Annotated in this window: 17 protein-coding genes; 7 read left to right on the forward strand and 10 right to left on the reverse strand. The window is 63.9% G+C overall.

What is annotated here, in order from left to right; genetic code table 11:
* Nucleotides 1-72 precede the first annotated feature (72 nt).
* From ABFD92_05405 to ABFD92_05415, 3 genes are all read left to right on the forward strand, one after another.
* Nucleotides 73-375: a PGPGW domain-containing protein gene (locus tag ABFD92_05405; protein ID MEN6503954.1), complete on the forward strand. Its 303-nt coding sequence runs from the start codon at nt 73-75 to the stop codon at nt 373-375.
* Nucleotides 376-392: 17 nt separating this feature from the next.
* On the forward strand, nt 393-971 hold the full coding sequence (locus ABFD92_05410; GenBank protein MEN6503955.1) for a DUF488 domain-containing protein: 579 nt from the start codon (nt 393-395) through the stop codon (nt 969-971).
* Nucleotides 972-1,061: 90 nt separating this feature from the next.
* Nucleotides 1,062-2,441: a M24 family metallopeptidase gene (locus ABFD92_05415; GenBank protein MEN6503956.1), complete on the forward strand. Its 1,380-nt coding sequence runs from the start codon at nt 1,062-1,064 to the stop codon at nt 2,439-2,441.
* 248 nt (nt 2,442-2,689) lie between these two features.
* Here the strand turns inward: ABFD92_05415 and ABFD92_05420 are convergent, their stop codons facing one another.
* The 5 genes from ABFD92_05420 to ABFD92_05440 form a co-directional block, all read right to left on the reverse strand.
* Nucleotides 2,690-4,195, reverse strand: coding sequence for a sulfatase (locus ABFD92_05420; GenBank protein MEN6503957.1), 1,506 nt, complete (start codon nt 4,193-4,195; stop codon nt 2,690-2,692).
* A gap of 63 nt (nt 4,196-4,258) precedes the next feature.
* Nucleotides 4,259-5,071, reverse strand: a complete 813-nt coding sequence (locus ABFD92_05425; GenBank protein MEN6503958.1) for an alpha/beta hydrolase — start codon at nt 5,069-5,071, stop codon at nt 4,259-4,261.
* Entirely contained in the window at nt 5,068-5,772 is a 705-nt protein-coding gene (locus ABFD92_05430; protein ID MEN6503959.1) for a GDSL-type esterase/lipase family protein, read from the reverse strand. The genes ABFD92_05425 and ABFD92_05430 overlap by 4 nt, the downstream gene beginning before the upstream one ends.
* Nucleotides 5,773-5,971: 199 nt before the next feature.
* A complete protein-coding gene (locus tag ABFD92_05435) occupies nt 5,972-7,078 on the reverse strand; it encodes a VCBS repeat-containing protein (GenBank protein ID MEN6503960.1) in 1,107 nt (368 codons plus the stop codon).
* A gap of 129 nt (nt 7,079-7,207) precedes the next feature.
* Nucleotides 7,208-8,275 carry a Gfo/Idh/MocA family oxidoreductase gene (locus tag ABFD92_05440; protein MEN6503961.1) on the reverse strand — a complete coding sequence of 356 codons (1,068 nt, stop codon included), beginning with the start codon at nt 8,273-8,275 and terminating at the stop codon, nt 7,208-7,210.
* Nucleotides 8,276-8,531: 256 nt separating this feature from the next.
* Here ABFD92_05440 and ABFD92_05445 point away from each other — a divergent pair, with 256 nt between their 5' ends.
* Nucleotides 8,532-8,804 (forward strand): MoaD/ThiS family protein, encoded by a 273-nt coding sequence (locus ABFD92_05445; GenBank protein MEN6503962.1) that lies wholly within the window; start codon nt 8,532-8,534, stop codon nt 8,802-8,804.
* A gap of 297 nt (nt 8,805-9,101) precedes the next feature.
* Here the strand turns inward: ABFD92_05445 and ABFD92_05450 are convergent, their stop codons facing one another.
* From ABFD92_05450 to ABFD92_05470, 5 genes are all read right to left on the reverse strand, one after another.
* Nucleotides 9,102-9,938, reverse strand: coding sequence for a hypothetical protein (locus ABFD92_05450; protein MEN6503963.1), 837 nt, complete (start codon nt 9,936-9,938; stop codon nt 9,102-9,104).
* A 130-nt stretch (nt 9,939-10,068) separates the two neighbouring features.
* Nucleotides 10,069-11,067 carry an ABC transporter permease gene (locus tag ABFD92_05455; GenBank protein MEN6503964.1) on the reverse strand — a complete coding sequence of 333 codons (999 nt, stop codon included), beginning with the start codon at nt 11,065-11,067 and terminating at the stop codon, nt 10,069-10,071.
* Nucleotides 11,064-12,647, reverse strand: coding sequence for a sugar ABC transporter ATP-binding protein (locus ABFD92_05460; protein ID MEN6503965.1), 1,584 nt, complete (start codon nt 12,645-12,647; stop codon nt 11,064-11,066). The genes ABFD92_05455 and ABFD92_05460 overlap by 4 nt, the downstream gene beginning before the upstream one ends.
* 85 nt (nt 12,648-12,732) lie before the next feature.
* Nucleotides 12,733-13,806, reverse strand: a complete 1,074-nt coding sequence (locus tag ABFD92_05465) for a substrate-binding domain-containing protein (GenBank protein ID MEN6503966.1) — start codon at nt 13,804-13,806, stop codon at nt 12,733-12,735.
* A 229-nt stretch (nt 13,807-14,035) separates the two neighbouring features.
* A complete protein-coding gene (locus ABFD92_05470; GenBank protein ID MEN6503967.1) occupies nt 14,036-14,683 on the reverse strand; it encodes a response regulator transcription factor in 648 nt (215 codons plus the stop codon).
* Nucleotides 14,684-14,816: 133 nt separating this feature from the next.
* Between ABFD92_05470 and ABFD92_05475 the strand changes: the two genes are divergently transcribed.
* The 3 genes from ABFD92_05475 (at nt 14,817) to ABFD92_05485 (ending at nt 20,080) form a co-directional block, all read left to right on the forward strand.
* On the forward strand, nt 14,817-17,894 hold the full coding sequence (locus ABFD92_05475) for a PAS domain S-box protein (protein ID MEN6503968.1): 3,078 nt from the start codon (nt 14,817-14,819) through the stop codon (nt 17,892-17,894).
* Nucleotides 17,895-18,163: 269 nt separating this feature from the next.
* Entirely contained in the window at nt 18,164-18,841 is a 678-nt protein-coding gene (locus tag ABFD92_05480) for an HAD family phosphatase (protein MEN6503969.1), read from the forward strand.
* 192 nt (nt 18,842-19,033) lie between these two features.
* Nucleotides 19,034-20,080, forward strand: a complete 1,047-nt coding sequence (locus tag ABFD92_05485; GenBank protein MEN6503970.1) for a transposase — start codon at nt 19,034-19,036, stop codon at nt 20,078-20,080.
* Nucleotides 20,081-20,625: the final 545 nt, after the last annotated feature.

Here is a 20,625-nt window from a genome sequence, read left to right on the forward strand (position 1 = left end):
GCCCGGGCATGGCGGCTGGACAACGGCCGCCATGGCACCCTGGGCATGCACCTTGGCTTATAATGAGGAGAAATGAGAAAGCTTCTCCGACATCGCCACCCGCTGGTCCGCAAGATTGTCCACTACGGGCGCATCCCGCTGGGAATCTTGCTGATTCTGCTGGGGATCGCCGGGCTGGTCCTGCCGGTCCTCCAGGGCTGGGCGATGATCTTCGCCGGAATCATCCTGCTGGCGCCGAACAGCCGCTTCTCGAAATGGATCAAGCGTAAGCTCCAGCGCCTGCGGGCGCGTGCTCGGATCTGGCGGGCGCGGCGGCGGGTAGCCCGCGTCCGCCGACGAGCGGAGAAGGATAAGGCGCGCCGGGCGAAAGGCTGAATTAGGGGGGACGTGCGGTGGCTGCAAAAAACAACGCGGAAATCTTCACGGTCGGCCATTCGACGCGAAGCGCCCAGGAGTTCGTGCAGTTGCTGCGCAGCCACGGAGTGCGGCGGCTGGTGGACGTACGGAGCATCCCGCGTTCGCGGCATAACCCTCAGTTCAATCGCGAAGAACTCGGGCCGTTCCTGCGCCGGCGTCGCATCAACTACCGCCATATGCCAAGCCTCGGCGGCCTGCGCCACCCGCGGGCCGACTCGGCCAACACCGCCTGGCGAAACGCCGGCTTTCGCGGATTCGCCGATTACATGCAGACGCCGCAGTTCCAGGCCGCACTCGACAAGCTCATAGCCCTGGCCGGCGAAAAGCCGCTGGCGATCATGTGTGCCGAAGCCGTCCCCTGGCGATGCCACCGCGGGCTCATCGCCGATGCCCTCACCATCCGCGGCATCGAGGTACGCCACATCGTCAGCGGCGCCAGTGCCAAAACCCACGTTCTCAATCCGATGGCCGTGGTGAAGGGAAAATCGCTGACGTATCCAGGAGCGTCGCCGCCGATCGGGCAAACAACCGCGCGGGGCAAACCCCGCCGCTAACGCTGCGCGCATGAACTTTCTTCATCCTCTGAGTGCTCTGTGCCTCTGAGGTTAGTTGTTCGATCACCGGCATTACACTAGAATCACCGCATGAGCAAACTTGCACGTGTCACGCTGCCTGATCTCGGCCGACCCGATCGCCAACCGGAGATTCCGCTGGAAGTCTACCTTGCCCGAATGGCCGCCGTCGGCGAGCGAATGGACGCGGCGGGTCTTGACGTGCTGGCGGTCTACGGCGACCGCGAGCACTTCGCCAACCTGATGTACCTGACCGGGTTCGACCCGCGATTCGAGGAGGCCCTGCTGCTCATCGGCGGCGGGCGAAAGCTCCTGCTGGTCGGCAACGAGTGCATGGGCTACCTGCCCGATGAAGGCCTGGGCATCGAGACCGAGCTGTTCCAGGAGTTCAGCCTGCCCGGTCAGCCGCGGGGCAACTCGCGCCCGCTGCGGACGATTCTGTCAGACTTCGGCGTCGCCCGGGGCACGCCCGTCGGATGCGCGGGGTGGAAGTATTTCGCGCCGCCGCTGATCGAAGGCGGCAGCAGCGCCATCGAGATCCCCGCGTACCTCGTCGATCTGCTCCGCGACCTGACGAGGGGCGAAGGCTGCGTCTCCAACGCCGGCGCCATTTTCATGGATGTGGCCGACGGGCTGCGGATCATCAACGAGCCCGAGCAGATCGCCCAGTACGAATACGCCGCGTCCGTCACGTCGACGGGCGTGCTGGAACTGATGCGCCACGTGAAGCCGGGCGCCGCGGAGCGCGACCTGGAAAAGCACCTCGACAGCCGCGGCCTGCCGCTGACGTGCCACCGCATGGTGGGCTTCGGCGCCAAGGCCAAACGCGGCCTGGCCAGCGCCGGCGACAACACCGCCGCCCTGGGCGACCCGTACACGGCGGCCTTCGGCGTGGTCGGCGCCCTGACCTGCCGGGCCGGATGGGTCGCCGCCAGGCTCGAAGACCTGCCCGCCGCAGACGGCGAGTTCTGCATGGCGTATGCGAAAAACTACTTTGATGTCGTGGCGGCCTGGTACGCCGCCCTGCGAATCGGCGTCACGGGCGGGGAAGTGTTTGCAGCCGTCGAGGCAGTGCGCGACAGGGCGCTGTATGACTTCGCCGTGAACCCCGGGCATTATCTGCACCTGGAGGAATGGACGCATTCGCCCTTCGCCGCCGGCAGCGGCGTGGCGCTGCGGTCGGGCATGATGCTGCAGATGGACATCATTCCGATCTCGCGCGGGCCGTTTTGCTACATCAACGCCGAGGACGGCGTGGCGCTGGCCGACGCCGATCTGCGCCGTGAGATCGCCGCCAGGTATCCGGCGGCATGGAGCCGCATCGAAGCCCGCCGCGCCTTCATGCGCGGCGCGATCGGGATCGACCTCGATGACTGCGTGCTGCCCATGAGCAATATCCCCGCCTGGTTGCCGCCGTTTGTGTTGGATATGGATCAGGCGCTGGTCTTGTAGAAAAAACCGACGACGAGGACGAGGACGACGACGAGAACGATGAAGAGCTTCGGTCCTCATCGTTAGCGGCGGAGCTTGCTCCGCGCGGTTTTCAGGATCAGGGAAACAACCCGTCGAGCATCCAACTTCGCAGAGACTGCGTCGGACAAGAGCTCGACCTCCAACGGGAGAACACCGACGGCGCCAGGACTTTCTTCGTCCTCGTCGTCGTCCTCGTCCTCGTCGTCGGTTGTTTCTTTCGACCCCCGTTATCCCATCAGCTTCTTCGCCGCCGGCGGCGGGTCGATGCCCTCGGGCAGCACCTTCCACCATTTGGCCCCGCCGGTCACCAACGGGGCGAGGCGCTTGACGACGTCGGCGTATTTCGGATCGGCGACTACGTTCACGTTTTCCTTGGGATCGCTCTCGTGATCATAGAGCATGTGCCCTTCCTGGCGGCCGCGGAAGGTATAGCGCGTGTAGACGAACCGTCCGTCGCAGACGCCGTCGCCGTCGGGGGAGGGATAGCGGCTGAAGATCGCCTTCTTCCACGGGCGTTTGGGGTCGTCCAGCAGAGGCTTGAAGCTCAGCCCTTCCAGGTGCGGCGGCTGGGGAATGCCCGCCAGGTCGCACAAGGAGGGGTAGATGTCGACGAACTCGGTGAGCCCCTCGGTGACGCCGGGCTTGATTCCCGGGCCGGAGATCATCATCGGGGCATGATAGCCCAGGTCCATGCAGACCTGCTTGCACCAGAAGCCGTGCTCGCCGAGGAACCAGCCGTGGTCGCCCCAGAGGATCACGATGGTGTTGTCGCGCAGACCCAGCTTGTCCAACTCGGCCAGCACCTGCCCGACCAGCGAATCGATATAGCTCACGCAGGCGTAGTAGCCGTGAACGAGCTTGCGGTTGAGCTCGGCGGAGACCGGACCGCGCTTGGGCGTGCCGGCGTACTGCCCGCGGAGTTCCTTCCACTGATACGTCGTCAGCGGGCCCGGAGCGTTCTTGGGCAGGTTGGGGTTGTCGGCCAGCACGAGCTTCTCGCCGTCGTACATGTCCCAGTATTTCTTGGGGGCCAGGAAGGGCAGGTGCGGCTTGGTCAGCCCGCAGGCGATGAAGAACGGTTTGTCGCTCTTGGCCAGGCGGCGCAGGTCGGCGATGGTTTTCTCGGCGATCTGCCCGTCGGGGTATTCGTTGTCCTTGCAGTCGTCGTCTTCATAGGGCATGCCGAAGCACATGGGCTTGCCCCGCTTTCGCTCCGAAGCCACCATCGCGGTGGATTCCTTCTTGCGATAGCCCGGCCAGCCGATCGTCGGGGAGTAATGGTCTTCGCTCCAGCCGTCCTTGCAGTCGGGGGAGTTGTGGAAGACCTTGCCGTTGGCGACGGTGTGATAGCCGTTCTGCTTGAACCACTTGGCCAACGTCACCACGCCGGGGGCGTCCTTCTCCGCCCAGGCCGCCCAGTCCGAAAAACGAGTTTCGTTGGGTCTCAGACCCGTCAGCAGGCTCGCTCGCGAGGCGCCGCAGACAGGCACCTGGCAGTACGACTTCTTGAACAGCACGCCGCGCGCAGCCAGGGCGTCGATGTTGGGCGACTTCATCTGCTTTTGCCCGTAACAACCAAGCTGCGGTCGCAGATCGTCTACGGGAATGAACAGTACGTTGTACTTCTTGCCCGAGGCGTTCTGGCCCAGCGCGAAGTCCGGTCCCAGTACGCTCATGGCGCCGGCGGCGGCGCCGGCCACGGCGGCACTCTTGAGGAACGATCTGCGATCCATGGCAAATCCTTTCGATCGGGGAAACAACCGCGCGGGGCAAGCCCCGCCGCTAACATTCCGGTGCTACGACTTCTTGCACGCCTTGATGATAAACTCCGCCACCTTGGTCTGATCGGCGGCGTTACAGGCCTTGTTGTGCGCCCCGGCGACGGCTTTGGGGTTCTTGGCGTCGACGCGTTTCTGCACGGCTTCGAGTTTCGCGTCGCCCTTGATGCTGTCGCGGCTGATGATGATCGCCACGCCGGTAAAATCGCCGCCAAGTTCCTTCATCTTCCTGGCGACGACGGCAGAGTTCTCCTCGTACGGCACGCCCTCGTCCTGGGGGCTGTAGAAATGCAGCACGGGGATCTTCGCCTTGGCGATGGGCTCGAGCAGATCGATAGGGTTCTGCTTGTACTCCATCGCCTGCTGCTCGGTCAGGCCGTACACGGTCTGGAGCAGTTTCCAACTCCCGCCGTGTCCGCCGGAAAGCCCCTTGCCGCCGGGCCAGCTCTTGATGTCGCAGACGGGGGCGGCGCCAACGATGCAGCCGACCTGGTCCGGATGGACCGCCGCCCACTTGTGAATGATCAGCCCGCCGCGGCTGATGCCGATCAGCGCGGGCTTGGCCGCCAGGGCGTACGTGGTGGTCATTTCTTTATAGAAAGCGTCCCAGGTCTTCATCGCCTCGGGCGAACCGAGCGGATCGCTCGCGTCGATGTAGGCGACGTGGAAGCCCGCTTCCAGCAGCGCCTTGTCGGCCATCGGCACGTGTGCGAAGGGCGCCCGCAGCACCCAGGGGCGACCGGCCGCGGGCGTCTTGGGGACCGCCACCCAGCACGGGCGGCCGGCCACTTCAAAGCTGAACTGGTCGGCGCCATTCCATTCTCTTTTCACTCCGGAAAAGGGCGGGCACTGCTCGCGGCCTTGGCCTGCTCCGTCGGAGACGCGCTGGCCTTGGGGGCTGCCTTGATGGCTTCGGCGACGGTCTGGGCGATGACTGCATAGCCCTTGGCATTGGGATGCACGCCATCGTCGTAGAGGTCGGCCTTGCCGGCGGTGGGCGTGTAGCAGTCGATCAGCGGGAGCTTCAGGTCCTCGGCAATCTGCTTGACCAGCGGGACAACCTGTTCCTTGACGACCTTCTCAGTGATGCCGTAGGCGTCTTTGCCGACCGCCACGGGCGTGCAGATGTAGATCTTGGGCTTGCTGGGCAGGTCGGCGAAGCTCTTAACCAGTGCCTTGTAGGCCGCGGTGAACTTTTCCTTGTCGACAGTGGCCGACTTGGCGTCGTTGGTGCCCAGCATGATCACCACCACGTCGGGCTTGGAAGCCATAGCCTGCTTGCAGTACTTGTCGGTGGCGTACTGCCCTCTGCCGGGCAGAACCGTGCGCCCGGAGGCGCCGTAGTTGCCCACAACGTAGTCGCTGCCCAGCAGGGCGCCGAGCTGCTTGGGATAATCCTGTCCGCCGCCGCCGACGCCCTTGGTGATGCTGTCGCCCGCGCAGGCGACCTTTGTCGCAGCGGCCGCCGGCGAGGCAAACACCAAGGCGCAGATCGTCATCCCAATCGCTAAGCTCATCATCCCATGTCGCATGTGTAATCAGTCCTTTCTGCCGGCGCATGCCGGGGCTAAGTTCGCTTCAAAGTGTAACCCGTATGATGTGGAAACGGACCTCTCAGGACGTGGCCTTGAGGCGAAGAAGAGATTTCCCATTTCCAATTTACAATTTCCAATTTATGGCCAGCCCCGTTTTTCCAAATGGGCAATTGAAAATTGGCAATTGGCAATTGCCCTATCTTTCCATGTTCTCCGCGGTGCCAATGTTCTTGAAGATCGCCAGGCCGTCCTTGCCGGGGCAGACGATGTCCAGGCGGCCGTCGCCGTCGATGTCCACCACCTGGAAGCTGATCCCGCAGCCCTTGGCGTGGGGGATCGGGCCAAAGTCGATCGGCAGCTTGCTGAAGCCCTCGCCGGTCCACTTGAAATAGTACAAGCCGTACGGATCGTATTCGCCCGGGTCGTGACCGCAGTGGGCGCGGTAGCGCTTGCCGGTGACCAGCTCGGGCTGGCCGTCGCCGTCGATGTCGCCCCACCACAGGTCGTGGTACTCGCTGTTGAACGGGTCGATGGGGTGCTTGATCCACGTGCGATTGCCCGCCTTGTCGCGCTTCTGCTCCCACCAGTCCAGCCCGTATGCGTGCGATTGGCCGACGATCAGATCGTTGACGCCGTCGCCGTTGACGTCGGTGACGATGATCGGGATCGACGCCGAGCCCAGGTCGAACTCCTCGTGGAAGATCCATTTGCCGCCGATGCGGTCCTGCGGGGCCTCGAGCCAACCCTTGGCCAGAATGATGTCGCCGCGCCCGTCGCCGTTGATGTCGCCAAAGCCCAACCCGTGCCCGCTGGGCTTGTCGTAGATCTCGACTTCCTTGAACTGCCCCGTGCCCTTGCCAGCCGCGTCCGTGATGAGCTTGTAGAACTTCTGGCTGTGGCAGGGCGTGTTGGGGACGATCTCGAGCACGCCGTCGCCGTCGATGTCCCAGGCGCGGGTCGTCTCGACGTTGCCGCAGTTGCCGATGATATGCTCAGCCCAGGGCTTGGTCGGGTCGCCCTTGGGGTTCTCGCGCCAACGGATGTTGCCGCCCCACCACCCGCCGGTGACGAAATCGAGGTACCCGTCGCCGTTGATGTCCATGGGGATGGTCGAGAAATCGTCGAAGTACTCGCCCTCGGCCTTAACCGGGCCGATGATGTTCTTCTTCGAAAAGTTTGGGCCCTCGTACCAGTACGCCCCGCAGACGATGTCGAGCACGCCGTCGTTGTTGACATCAAAGACGCCGCACGATTCGTACCGCTCGTCCGAAATCCATATCTTCTGAAATCGCAGTGGAGGCATTGATCTTCCTTTCAAGGAGACTTACCGGAGAAGATTGGAACACGGGAATAATGGAATATTGGGAAGCGGCCCGAAGCCTCGCTCCATCCTTCCATCCTTCCATTCTTCCATCATTCCATTCTTCCGTTGTTATTGTCCGAAGCGCAGCTTGATGTACTGCCGCGCCATCTTGAGGTCTTCGACGGCCTCGGCGGCGGCGCAGGGCGGCGTCATTTTGCCCTGGATGACGTCGACGAAGTTGATGGCCTGCTGGCGCATGGCATGGACCCAGGGCATCGTGGGGAAGCTGCGCACGGGCGTCGAGTCGCCCGGGTCGGCGTAGACTTCCACTGTGCCGGCGCGCGTGTGGGCCAGCGGGGCCGGCAGGCGGATCATGACGTAGCCCTTCTCGAAGGCCACCAGCGCCGACTCCTCCCATTCGATCGTCGTGCGGTAGGGCGTCATTTCGATCGTGCCCGCGACGCCCGAGGCGCTCTCGACCGCCAGCAGCACGCCGCTCTTTTCGGCGTAGGTGACGTTATAGCTTTCGCCCAGCAGGTGCCGCATCAGGTTCACCTGGTGGATGTAGTAGTTCACGAACGAGACATACGCCTGGCTGGTGGGCTTGTCCATGCCCGGCAGGGACGCCTCCCAGCCGCCTTCGACCTCGCGCTTGAGTTCCGGCGCCGCGTCGCCGGCGTTGAGTACGCCGATGGCGCCGTTGGCAACCCAATCGCCCGCCGGCATGAGGATGCGGACGTACCTCAGCGCGCCCATCTTGCCCGAGGCCTTCCAGTCCTTGATGACGCTCATGGCGTGCATCACGGCCGGGTCTGACCGCTTGTGATAGCCGACCATGTGCGTGCAGCCAGCCCTTTGGGCAGCGGCGGCGAGATTCTCAGCCGCCCCCACCGTGACGGCCAGCGGCTTTTCCGTGAAGACGAACTTGGCGCCGCTGTAGAGTTCGGGCATGAGGACGGCGTGGCGGTCGAAGGGCTGGCTGGCGACGATGCCGTCGAGCTTCTCTGCCGCGAACATGGCCTTGTGGTCTTCGTAGACCTTGGGGATCCCGTAGCGCGCCGCGACGAGCTTGCCGGTTTCTTTGCGGACCTCGGCCAGGGCGACGACTTCGCAGTTGTCCAGCGTGACGTAATTCTGCAGATGGGCTTTCTGACCCATGAACCCGACGCCGACGAATCCGATCCTGACCTTGGCCATGGTGCTTTCCTTTTGTTAATGCCGCCGGAGATGCGCCGGCGGAATGGCCGATGATTCTATCACTGCCAGTGTCCGGTGCCAGATCAATTTCCCACAAAAGACCAAGATTCAACAGGGTTGGAGGACGGGTTTTGGAATTGCGGATTTCGGATTTCGGATTGCGGATTATTCCGCGGTTCGAGCATGGTCTTGACGGTAATCCGCAATCCGAAATCAACAATCCGCAATTGCGCGCCCATCTGTTACAATCGCCTGGATGAAGATCGACGTCAGCTATGTCGCGCAGGTGCGCTCCGCCGCCGGAGTCGGGGTCGAGTCTGTCGAGATGCCCGCCGGCGCCACGGCGGCGGATCTGGCCTCGCAGGTCGCCGGCGCCCATGGCCAAACCCTTGAGCATCTGTTGTTGGACGAGGCGGGACTGCCGCGAAAGACCATCCTGATCTTCATCAACAACAAGCAGTCCGACAGCGCCACGCTGTTGAAAGAGAATGACCGGGTCACGTTCCTTTCGCCTCTTTCGGGCGGATAGCCCTAAAACTGCATGAACCGCAGAGACCGCAAAGTACGCAGAGAAGAAGATTGGCTCAAAACAAGACCATTTAACGTCGCGAGCGGCGATAATCTGAAAACAGACTGTCCATGAGGCCCACTCCGTAAAGTTTCTGTAAGCCTTTTGATTCAAGACACCTCTGCGGTCTCTGCGATCTCCGCGGTGAAATATCCGGGCTAGCAGCACGGGCGTCCCGCCCGTGCAGGAAAGCGGCAACGGCCAAGATGGCCGTTGGACTCACGGGCGAGACGCCCGTGCTACGAATCCGCAATCGCTCTAGTTTCCGGCTTTGAGGTCGCCGTAGGGATATTCCGGCAGGGGGCGGAATTCGGCCCGGACAGCCGGGCGCGTGACGCGGTAGCCTTTGGTCGGCAGTGACGCCACGGTTGTCTTCTTGTGCGAGAGGAAGAATCTCATAGCCACTTCCGGGTGCCGCTCGTGACCGACGCCCTCGAGGACTCTCGAGGCCACCTGGAAACCCGACTCGCGCAGGTACCGCACGGCGTTTTCCGACTGGCCGATGATGGGGCCCGGGTCGGCGCTGCCCCAGTACACCAGCACCGGGTTGTTGCGGGCTTGAATGGGGAAGCGGCCGCTGATGTTGTGTTCGCTGAAGTTGCAGTTGCGCGCGGCGATGATGGTAAAGACGTCGGGATGCCGCAGCCCCACGAAGTACATCGGGAACCCGCCGCCGGAAAATCCGGTGATCATCACGTTGGCGCGGTCGATGTTGTACTGGTACGCCACCTCCGAGACGATGGCCAAAATGCGTCTTTCGCTCTCGATCATGGCATAAATGGGCCCGTCGCCCAGGATGCCGTCGGTGCCGGTCAAGTCCGGGGCGATCACGATGCAGTTGTTCTCGTCGGCCAGGGCCTTCCACTCCCGGATGTGCATGTTGGAGGTGTCGAAGGGGATCGTCCCGTGGCAGGTGACGATCAGCGGCGAGGGTTTCCAGTCGCGATAGCCCTGGGGCACGTAGATCCAGTAGCCCGCCCCGGTGTTGGGCTCGGTCTCGAACACGTGCGGAAAGTCGACATCCGGCTGGGGGACGGCGCAGCCGCCCAGCAGGCACAACAGGCCCGCCAGGACCACCGCCGTCAGTACGGCCATGCGCGTATCCATATTCGTGGGGCGTTTCATAGTCGTAAGTATATCGGTCATAAGCATGCCAAAACCGCAGAGGTTTGCGCAGGCATCCATGCGGCGTGAAAATTCCATCCCCCGTCTCGTCAGACCCGCCTCAGCCCGCGGTGCGGCGGTGGCGCAGGCGGTCCAACGCGACTGCGACGACAATGATACCACCGGTAATGATTTCCTGCACCCAATTATCCCATCCGATATGGGAGCAGCCCGACGAGATGACGCCCATGATCAACGCCCCCACCAGGGTCCCCAGCACCGACCCCTCGCCGCCGGAGAGGCTGCCCCCACCGATGACGACGGCCGCGATCACGTCCAATTCCAGCCCGATAGCCACTCGCGGGTCGCCGGCGCTGATGCGGGAAAACTGCATCAGCCCCGCCAGACCGGCAAAGGCCCCGCCCAGGGCGAACACCAGCACCTTGATCCGCCCCACGGCCAGGCCGCACAGGCGGGCGGTGGCCTCGTTGGAGCCCACGGCGAAGACGTGCCGCCCGAACCGCGTGTACCGCAGCAGCACGCCCACCAGCACCGCCAACACCGCCAGCACCCACACCCCGGGAGCCACCAGCAGCCATTTCATGCCCGCCGGCAGCGTCACCAGCAGATGCTGCAGCCAGGTCTCGGGGGCATAGACCTTGGTCTTGTCCGCCAGTCCCGTCGCCACGCCTCGCAACGCCATCATCATTCCCAGCGTGACGATGAACGGCACGACGCGGAAGGTCGTGACGATCATTCCCGTAATGAAGCCCGCCGCCGCCCCGGCCGCCACGCCGCACAAGGCAGCCACCAGCGGCGAGGCCTCCGCGTCGCGCAACAACATGGCGATAACTACCGAGCTGATCGCCACGATCGAGCCCACCGACAGGTCGATCGCCCCGGCGATCATCACCACCGTCATGCCCAGCGCCGCGATGCCCACCACCGTCGTCTGGCGGGCGATGGTCTCCAGCGTGCGCGCCTCGCGGAAGCTCTCCGGACCGATCAGCACAAACAGACCATACACCACCGCCAGCGCCAGCAGCGGACCAACGCGGTTCAGCACTGCCTTGGCGCCCCAGTCGCCCGAGGGCGCCTCGATAGTCGTTGCACCGTTCATGCCACGTCTTCCTCAACGGGCGATTCGTCGCCCTGGCCGATGGCTTCCATCATAACCGAGTGTTCATCGAGTTGCTCGACCGGCCGAGCCGGCCCCAACCGCCCGCGGCACATCACCGCCACGCGGTCGCACACGCCCATGAGCTCGGGCAGGTAGCTGCTGACGATGAGAATCGCCTTGGGCTTGGCGGTATTCCCAGTGCCCTGGGCCGTCCCGCAGGCCAACCGATCGATGAGTTCGTAGATGGCGGCCTTGCTGCCCACGTCGATGCCTCGCGTGGGTTCGTCCAGCAGCAGGACGTCGACATCGTGCTGGAGCAGCCGCGCCAGGGCAACCTTCTGCTGGTTTCCGCCCGAAAGGTCGCCCACGGGCTGCCCGCCCTGGCGGCAGCGGATGCCCAGCGAGTCGATCCACGCCCCCGCCGCCAGCGCCTGGCGAGAGGGCAGCACCAGCCCCAGCGGCCCCAGGCCTTTAAGGCGCGAGAGGGTTATGTTGTCCGCCACGCTCAGGGTCAGGGCCAGGCCTTCGCCTTTGCGGTCTTCGCTGACAAGCCCGACGCCCTGGGCCCAGCGTCGCGGCGGGGCGGCCGGGCCCCAATACGCTCCCACGCGAATGGCGCCGGAGGTAACGGCATCGAGACCGAAGATCGCCCGCAGCAGTTCCGTCCGCCCCGCGCCGATCAAGCCGGCGATACCCACCACTTCGCCGCGGCGCAGTTGCAGGCTGGCCGAGAGAGGCTTGACCGCCCCCGCCAGGTCGCGGACCTCCAGAACCGCCTCGCCGGGCGCTCGCCGGCTGCGCGGGTAGAGCCTCTCGACGTCGCGCCCGACCATCATCGAGACGATCTGGCGGGGCGTGAGGTCCGACCCCGGGCCGCTGCCGACCGCCCTGCCGTCGCGCAGCACGGTGACGCAATCGGCGATCTGCTTGACCTCTTCGATGAAGTGCGAGATATAGATGATGGACACGCCCTGGGCTCGCAGGCGGGCGATGAGCTCGAAGAGGCGCTGCGCATCGCGGGCGGCCAGGCTGCTGGTGGGCTCGTCCAGCACGAGCACGCGGCAGCCCACGGCCATCGCCCGGGCGATCTCCACAAGCTGCTGCGCCGCCGGCGAGAGGCGCCCGACCGTAGCCTGCGGCCGCAGTTCAGGATGTTCGAAGAAAGCCAGGGCTTCTGCGGACCGGCGGCGCACTGCTCGGCGGCGCACGAAGCCCAGGAGCGTGGGCTCCATGCCCAGCATGATGTTCTCTTCGACGCTCAGGTGCGGCGCCAGGGAAAGCTCCTGGTAGACCATGCTGACGCCCGCGCGGCGGGCATCGAGCGGGTTTCGCGGGCGGTAAGGCCGCCCCTGAAGTTCCATCGACCCCACGTCGGGCACGTAGGCGCCCGAGAGGATCTTCATCAACGTGCTCTTGCCAGCCCCGTTCTCCCCTACCAGGGCATGCACCTGGCCTGGCAGGACCGTCAGACCAACCCCCGCCAGGGCGACCGTGGCGCCGAAGCGTTTGCTGACGCCGCGCATGACCAGGCGCGGCGACGCGGCGGCGGCAGAGGATTCGCATGCTTCTGGCAATTGCATCGCAGGCGCTTTCGGGGCCACGCACAACGGAGTTGTGCGTGGCACCCTCTTCCGGTTACGTATTCCTTATGCCCTATGCCCTGTTCTATTTCAGTTCCGGCGTCAGGAGGTTCTTGATCTCGGGCTTGTCCATGTTTTCCTTGGTCGCCAGAGCACAACCGGTGTCTTCGAACTCCTTGACCTTCTCGCCGCGGAGGTGCTTGACCATGTTGATCACGGCCAGTTTGCCCATGTTGATGGGATCCTGGAGCACCAGCGCGTCGACTTGTCCGGCGGCCAGGCCTGCGGCCAGCTTGGGACTGCCGTCGAAACCGACAAACTTGATCTTGCCTGCCAAGGCGTTCTGCTGAAGCACCAGCAGCATGCCATAGGACGTGGGCTCGTTGGGCGTGTAGACGCCGTCGGCCTGGCGAAGCTTGGGCAGGAGGTTTTCAGCCGTCTTGACGGCCGTGTCGACATCCGGTCCGCCGTAGAGATTCTCGCTGAGGATCTCGATGTTCTTGCCCTTCTTGACGGTGTCCAGGAAGCCCTGCTCGCGTTTGCCGGTGCTGGCGTGTCCGGCGACATATCGCACCATGACGATCTTTCCGCCCTTGTCGCCGAGCAGCTGGAGCATCTTTTCTCCGGCCTTGACGCCGCCGGCGTAGTTATCGGTGGCTACGAAGCTGACCTGATCTTTGCTGTCGAGGTCCGAGTCGAAAATGACCACGGGGATGCCGGCAGCCTTGGCGTCGGCGACCTGGCGCTTGAGGGCCTTGTCGTGCAGCGGGGCCAGCACGATCCCGTCAACCTTCCGGGCGATAAAGTCTTCGATGACTTTGACCTGGGCCTCCAGGTCGTCTTCCTTGATGCCGCCCTTCCAGATGATCTCGACGCCGCCCTCGCTGGCCGCCCCCTGCTGGGCGCCGAAATGCACCGACTTCCAGAACAGATGGCTGGTTCCCTTGGGAATAACGGCGATGGTGAGCTTGCCCGATATCTTCAGGAGGCCGCGAGTATCGTCGCTGCTGTCGGGGCTGGTGGCGGGCTTGGTCGCCGGCTGCGTGGTGGCCGTTTTACCCGCTTTGGGCGTCGGCTCAGCGGGGCGCTCTTTCTTGCCGCAACCCATCGAGACCATCGCCATCGCCAAACACAGTGTGACATAGATCGACTTGCCCATGAGCCTTTCCCTTTCACAAGAGTCTTAAGAAATCATTCACCGCGGAGGTCGCAGAGATCGCGGAGGGGAGAGGGAAGACTGGAACAACGGAAGAATGGAATGACGGTGCCAAGTGCGGGCTGCATTCCATTATTCCATTATTCCACTATTCCATCGTCCCATCGTCGCTTCTTCCTCTGCGTCCTCTGCGTTCTCTGCGGTGAAATATAACAGGCAGAGGTGAGCACGTCTAGTCGAGTGAGACGAGCCCTTTTCGGACGGCGAACTTGACCAGGGTGGTCTGGTCGTGAATGTTGAGCTTGTGCATCAGGCGCATGCGGTGCGTGTCGACGGTTTTGACGGCCAGTTCCAGCGCCTGGGCGACCTGGCGGTTGGTCTTCCCCTCGGCGATCAATTGCAGCACCTGGCGTTCGCGCGTCGTCAGCAGATCGTAGGCGTCTTCGCCGCCGTTGGCGACCCGGTCGAGCACCGACCGGGAAATGCCCGGCCCCAGGTACAGCTCACCCCGGCCGACCGCGCGAATGGCCTCGACCAATTGCTCTGCCGCCGATTCCTTGAGCACGTACCCGCTGGCGCCGTATTCGATGGCACGGGCGATAAACTCTTCGTCTTCATGAATGGTCAGGATCAGCACGCCCAAGTTCTTGTCGCGGCGGGTGAGTTCGCGGCAGCAGTCCAGGCCGTTAAGCCCGGGCATGGTGATATCGAGAACGGCCACATCCGGATTGACCTTTCCGACCTGGTCGAGCACGCTCATGCCATCGCCGCATTGGCCCACGACGGTCAGGTCGCTGTGGCGGTTGACCAATTCAACGAGCCCTTCGCGTATCATGGCGTGATCGTCGGCGAAGAACACTCCGATTTTCCCATTAACCATATGTCACCCACTATTCCTGTCGCCCATAGACCAAAGTGAACCCCCTCTCGGACTCATCGGCGATTATTTTAAAAAGCGGCCAAGACGGTTGTCAAGTACACAGGCAGAATAATTCGTAGTAGAATAGGCAGTTATGAGCGGCAGGGCCGAACAACTGCAGGACCGGTCATTCCAGCGGCGAACCTGCACGCACTATTGGATCGCCGGGTTCACGCTGGCCTTGGGGGCGGTGCTGTCGGCTTTCTTGTTCTTCCACATGCGCTCGGTGCAGCAGCAGCGCCTTCAGGAACGCTTCGGCATGGAGGGGCAGGAGCGGTGCGTTCGCCTCAAGCAGGCAGTCGACACGCTGCTGCGCGAGCTGTCGAGCCTGGCGGCACTATACGAGTGCTCGCAGCAGGTCGAAGAAGCGGAGTTCAGGCCCTTCGCCCGGCACCTGCTGGACCGCAACACCTCCCTTCGCGCCATGGCGTGGGCGCCGCGGACCCCTCCGCCGCGCCCGCCGGCGACCACGCGTCCTGCCGAACAATCCGCATCGGCGCCGGCAGGACAGGCTGGCGTCTCCTATCCGGTCCTGTACCGCCTGCCCGCCGAGGCAGGACTGCGATCCGCCGAGGACCTGTACGCCTGCCCGGAGTTCCGTCTGGCGATGGACTATGCCGACGCCATCGCCTCGCCGGTCCTGGCGTCGCTGGATGTTCAGGCCGGTTCGATCCTGGCCGTAGCGCCCATCTATGATCGGGGCGAAAACTCCCTGGCCGCCTCGGGGCGGCGGGAGAACCTCAGCGGTTTTGCCATCGCCAAGATCGATCTGCCGGACCTGATCCGCGTCGCCTTTTCGACCTCGCTGCGCAGCGGCGCGGAGGTGATCCTTTCCGAGGTCCAGGCCGATGGACCGCCGCGGCAACTGGGACGATTCCGCATTCCGACCGATCGGCCAGGCCCCCTGTCAACCCTGACCGATGAGCGGTTCATCGACGTCGGCGGCAGACAGTGGCGCCTGCACAGCGCCGCCACGATCGACTACGTCAACGAGAGGCAGCAGTATACGCCCTGGGCCCTGCTGGGTCTGGGACTGGTGATCAGCCTCTCGATCTCCTATTACCTGCTCTCGACAATGGGACGCTCGCAGGAGGTGCGGCGCCTTGTCGACCAGCAGACCGCGCAGTTGCGCGAGGCCAATCTGTTGATGGAAGCCGAGATCCTCAGCCGCCGACAGGCGGAGGGACTGCTGTACCTGCAGCGGAACCTGGCCGCGGCGCTGGGCGGGGCTCAGAGCGTCAACGATGCCTTGACCATCTCGCTGCAGGCGGCCCTGAAGACCGGCGGGCTCGACTGCGGGGGCATCTATGTCGTCGATCCGGTTCGGTGCTGCGCCGATCTGGCGGTACACCGGGGCTTGAGTCAGACGTTTGTTGACGCGGCAGGGCATATCGATCCGGGTGATCCGCGGATGTCCATGGTCACCAGCGGGCGGACGGTGCTGATCGAAGATATGCCCGCGAACCGCCCGGATCTTTCTCCTGTTGAAGAAGGGCTCATTGCCCTGATCGTCGCGCCGATCTGGCACCAAGACCGCGTTGTCGGATGCCTGAACCTGGCGTCGCACTGCAACGACACGATCTCGCCCCAGACCATCAGCGCCGTCGAGGCCATTGCCAGCCAGATCGGCGGGGCCCTGGAGCGAGCCCGCGTCAGCGGCGCCCTGCGGGAAAGCGAAGAACGACTGCGCGCGCTGGCGGAAAACATCGACGCCATCTTCTACCGGCTCGATCTCGATGGGCGAGTGGTTTACACCAGCCCCCAGGTGGCCCGCTTTGGCTACGACGAACGGACCCTCGCCGGGCAGAATTTCCAGCAGTTCATCTACCCCGCCGACCAGGAGATGGTCCTGAGCCGCTTCCGTGCCATTTTGGCCGGGGCCACCCCTCCCTTCGTCGAGTACCGCATGCTGACCGCCGACGGCCGCGTGCGGTGGATGCAGGACTCCAGCGTTTCGGCATGTGACGCCGACGGCCATGTCGTCGCCGTGACCGGAATCCTGCAGGATATCACGCACCGCAGGGAGTCTGAGCAGCGCCTCCGCGACAGCGAGCAGCGATACCACAGCCTGTTCGAGAACTCGCCCACGTCGCTGTGGGAAGAGGATTTCTCAGCCGTGCGCGAGTACCTCGATTCGCTCGAGGCCGCGGGCGTGACAGACCTGCCCCGGCATCTGCGTCAGAACCCCCAGACCGTGCGCCACTGCGCGTCGCTGGTGCGCATTGTCGACGTCAACACCGCCACACTGAGGCTGTTCGACGCCCCCAGCAAAGAGGCCCTGCTGGGCAACCTCGACAAGGTGTTCACCGACAGTTCCTTCGCCGTCTTCGGCGAGGAGATCGCCAACCTCATTCAGGGGGTTCATTCCTTCCGCACCGACGCCACCAACCGCACTCTGGGCGGCAAGACCAAGGAGATCGTGCTGCACGTGGCGGTCGTTCCCGGATGCGAAACCACCTGGCAGCGCGCCATGATCTCGATGATCGACATCACCGACCGAAAGCAGGCGCAGAAAGCCCTCCAGGCCGCCCGGCAGAAACTCATGCATGCCCGCGAGGCCGAACGCCGCCACATCGCCGTCGAACTGCACGACTCGATCAACCAGTCCCTGGTCGCCCTGCAACTGATGCTGCACAACACCCTCAATGCCGCCGGCGGCGCAATGGCCGCGGCGCCGCTGCAGACGCTCTCTGCCGCCGCCGGACATTGTACCGCCCTGGTCCGCGAGGTGCGCAACCTCTGCCACGGGCTCTATCCTCCCACGCTGCAGTCACTGGGGCTGGGCTCGGGGCTGCGCGAACTGGCCCGCCAGTGTACCGCCGCCGGAATCGCCGCCACGGTCATCGACACGCCCCAGGCCCGATGGCTGCGATTCGACCCCGACATCGAGATCGCCCTGTTCCGCACGGCCCAGGAAGCCGCCAACAACGCCCTGCGCCACAGCGCGGCCGCGCACCTGCTCTTCTCGCTCGAACACGATGGCGCCACGACCACCCTGAGCATCATCGACGACGGGAAAGGGTTCGACCCCCAGAACGTCGCCACCGGACTGGGATTGATCTCGCTTCGCGAAAATGCCGAGGCCATCGACGGCACGCTGACCATCGCCTCCCGCCCCGGCCAGACCCGCATCGCCGTCGCGGCGCCGGCCAAACCACTCAAGGCGGACTAGCTGAGATTTTCACCGCGGAGACCGCAGAGAAGCAAAAGGCGAAGAATGGGTCCAACGTAACATCGCGGAGGGCTTTCATCGAAAAGAGACTCTGTGCTGGCAACTCTCTTTGCCAATGTGCAGTGATTCTTATCACTCTTATATCTCTGCGGTCTCTGCGATCTCCGCGGTGAAGCAATTAGGCCAGGTCCACGCGCCGGGGCAGATGCCCGTTTACTGCGCGGCTGGGGGCGGGTACTCTTGGCGCTTTATCGATCCTGGAGAGCGACGTGGATGCTTTGATCTTCGATTTTGACGGCGTGGTGGTCGACAGCGAACCGGTACACCTGGAGGCCTTCCGCCGCGTGTTACGCGACGTGGGGATCGACCTGTCCACCCGGGACTACTATGGCAAGTACCTCGGCTTCGACGACCATGACTGCTTCGCCGCCGTGGCCGCCGACAACGGGCGACGCATTTCTGAAAAGAAAATCGCCGAACTCACTGCCGCCAAGACCCGCATCGTCCAGTCGATCTTCGCCGGGACGATCCAGCCGCTGCCCGGGGCAGTGGACCTGATCCGATCTGCCGCGGCGGCCAAGCTGCCCCTGGCCGTCTGCTCGGGCGCCCTGCTGGACGAAATCAAACTCGCCGCCAAAACCATTGGCGTGCTGGACTGCTTCGACTTGATCGTCTCGGCCGAGATGGTCGCGGCCGGAAAGCCAGACCCCGAAGGCTACCTCCAGACCCTCCGCAAGCTTTCTGAAAAGCACAACCGCACGCTGCGCCCGCAGCACGTGGTGGTGATCGAGGACTCCCCCGCCGGAATCGAGGCCGCCCAGACTGCCGGCAACAGGACCCTCGCCGTGGCCACCTCGTATCCGCAAGACCGCCTGACGGCCGCCGACCGGGTCGTCGCCCGCCTCAGCGACATCACCCTGGCGGAAGTGGCGGCCCTGGCATCTTGAAGGGTGGCATGGCGACACGCGTTTTTGTTTTTCGCTGGCCTGCCTGCCGGCAGGCAGGTCGCCATGATCGCTGCAATCCCCATGGCGACCCGCTGCGCGTGTCGCCATGAAGATATGAAGAGAGGGCATCCTAGACCGTTGGTACATTGGTGTTGATCTCTGGCACCAACGACCAACGGGAAGGAGCCCTCTATGGCGACATATTACATCGGCGCAGACGTGGACAGCAAGATGACAGAACTGGCAGCCCTGGATCATCGCGGGGTGGTTCGCTGGCGTGAGCGGGTGCCCACGGCCATCCCCAAGCTGGTTGAGGTGTTAGAGGGCAAACCCGGCAGTAAGTGCATGGTGATCGAGGAGGGGCCAATGGCGGACTGGCTGTACCGCAACCTCAGAAGTCATGTGGCGCAATTCGTTGTCAGCGACCCTCGCCGTAACAAGTTGATCTGCTCAGACGGCGACAAGGATGATCGCATTGACGCGGGCAAGTTAGCGGACCTGTTGCGGGGCGGGTATCTTCGTCAAGTCCACCATCCAGACAGCCAGGATCGGGTCACCTTGAAGCAATGGGTCGGCCTGTACCATGATCGCGTTCGTGAGGCGGTGCGTCAGATCAACAAGATCCGGGCCCGCTGTCGGATGTATGGTGTCCGTCCCCCGCGGGGAGTTCTTCGCAACGCGGCGGCGCGAGCGGTGTGGCTGCGGGAGTTGTCCAAGCATCCGCTGGGGGGCCAACTGGCGATGTTGTTCCCAGGCTTGGACGTGGTGCGTAAGCAGGTGCGTCAGGCTTTGGGGCAGATGTCGCGTCTGTCCAGGGGCGAGGGGATCGTCGGCTACTGGCAGGCGCTTGCTGGGGTCGGGCCGGTTCGTGCGATCACGCTGTTGGCCTACCTCGATACGCCCTGGCGGTTCGGTTCGCCCAAGCGGCTGTGGAAATATTGCGGGGTGGGTCTTGTCCGCAAAACCAGCGGCAGCGATCGCCAAGGCCGTCCCAAACCGGGGCAGATTCAGATGGCATGGGCGGTGAACCGCCGGCTCAAGGATGCGGTCATGGGATCGGCCGCCAGTGCCATTGCAGCGGGGGGAAACGTCTTTGCCGATAGTTATCATGGATGGGTTCGACAGGGTATGAGTGTCGGTAATGCCCGGCACGCCGTGGCTCGCAAGATGCTGACGGTGATGTGGGGCATGTGGAAAACGAACAGCCAATTCCGGGCTGACCAGGTTCGTGGCGTATGAAGACAGCAACGCCAGGTGGTTCAGGGAAAGAACATGATTGCAACGGGCCATCGTCCCCGCCGGAGCTCCTTGGGTGGCATTGGGCCCTGGAGGAATCCAGGAGTTCGCTTAGCCATGAATGGGCCCGGCGGGGCTTGCTACGCCCGAATGATCTCCATGGGCCCGGCGGCGGCGTGGCCGTCGCTTCGGAGCTCGCGATAGGTGCTTGGCGACGTCCCTGGTGATGATCGTCCCTGGTGAATTGAGATCGTTCACCCCTCTGACCCCTGAGCCGCCCGTGGTGGTGCTGACCTGAGGCGCCGGGGAACTGGCCAGAATGGTTGGCTTTGTGCGAAGGTGGATGCCCTCGAAGTCACCCATTCGAAGGGCCGGGAAGGAACTGTGTTGACTTCTCGCTCTTCATAGGTGCCACCCGGTTCGTTAGCCCAACTTCCGCAGTTGGCGACGTAAGTGCTTTATTATCAAGGGCAGCGCCCTGAAAGTCTTCACTACATCGCTACGAAGCAGTCAGCGGCGGGGGCATGATCTTCATCCTCGACGGCAGG

Source organism: Planctomycetaceae bacterium, from assembly GCA_039680605.1.
Lineage (GTDB): Bacteria > Planctomycetota > Phycisphaerae > SM23-33 > SM23-33 > JAJFUU01.

Excerpts from the sequence above, each read along its gene's own strand:
- ABFD92_05405 (MEN6503954.1), top strand. The coding sequence starts at position 73 with ATGAGAAAGCTTCTCCGACATCGCCACCCGCTGGTCCGCAAGATTGTC.
- ABFD92_05415 (MEN6503956.1), top strand. The coding sequence starts at position 1,062 with ATGAGCAAACTTGCACGTGTCACGCTGCCTGATCTCGGCCGACCCGAT.
- ABFD92_05420 (MEN6503957.1), bottom strand. The coding sequence starts at position 4,195 with ATGGATCGCAGATCGTTCCTCAAGAGTGCCGCCGTGGCCGGCGCCGCC.
- ABFD92_05430 (MEN6503959.1), bottom strand. The coding sequence starts at position 5,772 with ATGCGACATGGGATGATGAGCTTAGCGATTGGGATGACGATCTGCGCC.
- ABFD92_05435 (MEN6503960.1), bottom strand. The coding sequence starts at position 7,078 with ATGCCTCCACTGCGATTTCAGAAGATATGGATTTCGGACGAGCGGTAC.
- ABFD92_05440 (MEN6503961.1), bottom strand. The coding sequence starts at position 8,275 with ATGGCCAAGGTCAGGATCGGATTCGTCGGCGTCGGGTTCATGGGTCAG.
- ABFD92_05445 (MEN6503962.1), top strand. The coding sequence starts at position 8,532 with ATGAAGATCGACGTCAGCTATGTCGCGCAGGTGCGCTCCGCCGCCGGA.
- ABFD92_05450 (MEN6503963.1), bottom strand. The coding sequence starts at position 9,938 with ATGGCCGTACTGACGGCGGTGGTCCTGGCGGGCCTGTTGTGCCTGCTG.
- ABFD92_05455 (MEN6503964.1), bottom strand. The coding sequence starts at position 11,067 with ATGAACGGTGCAACGACTATCGAGGCGCCCTCGGGCGACTGGGGCGCC.
- ABFD92_05460 (MEN6503965.1), bottom strand. The coding sequence starts at position 12,647 with ATGCAATTGCCAGAAGCATGCGAATCCTCTGCCGCCGCCGCGTCGCCG.
- ABFD92_05465 (MEN6503966.1), bottom strand. The coding sequence starts at position 13,806 with ATGGGCAAGTCGATCTATGTCACACTGTGTTTGGCGATGGCGATGGTC.
- ABFD92_05470 (MEN6503967.1), bottom strand. The coding sequence starts at position 14,683 with ATGGTTAATGGGAAAATCGGAGTGTTCTTCGCCGACGATCACGCCATG.
- ABFD92_05475 (MEN6503968.1), top strand. The coding sequence starts at position 14,817 with ATGAGCGGCAGGGCCGAACAACTGCAGGACCGGTCATTCCAGCGGCGA.
- ABFD92_05485 (MEN6503970.1), top strand. The coding sequence starts at position 19,034 with ATGGCGACATATTACATCGGCGCAGACGTGGACAGCAAGATGACAGAA.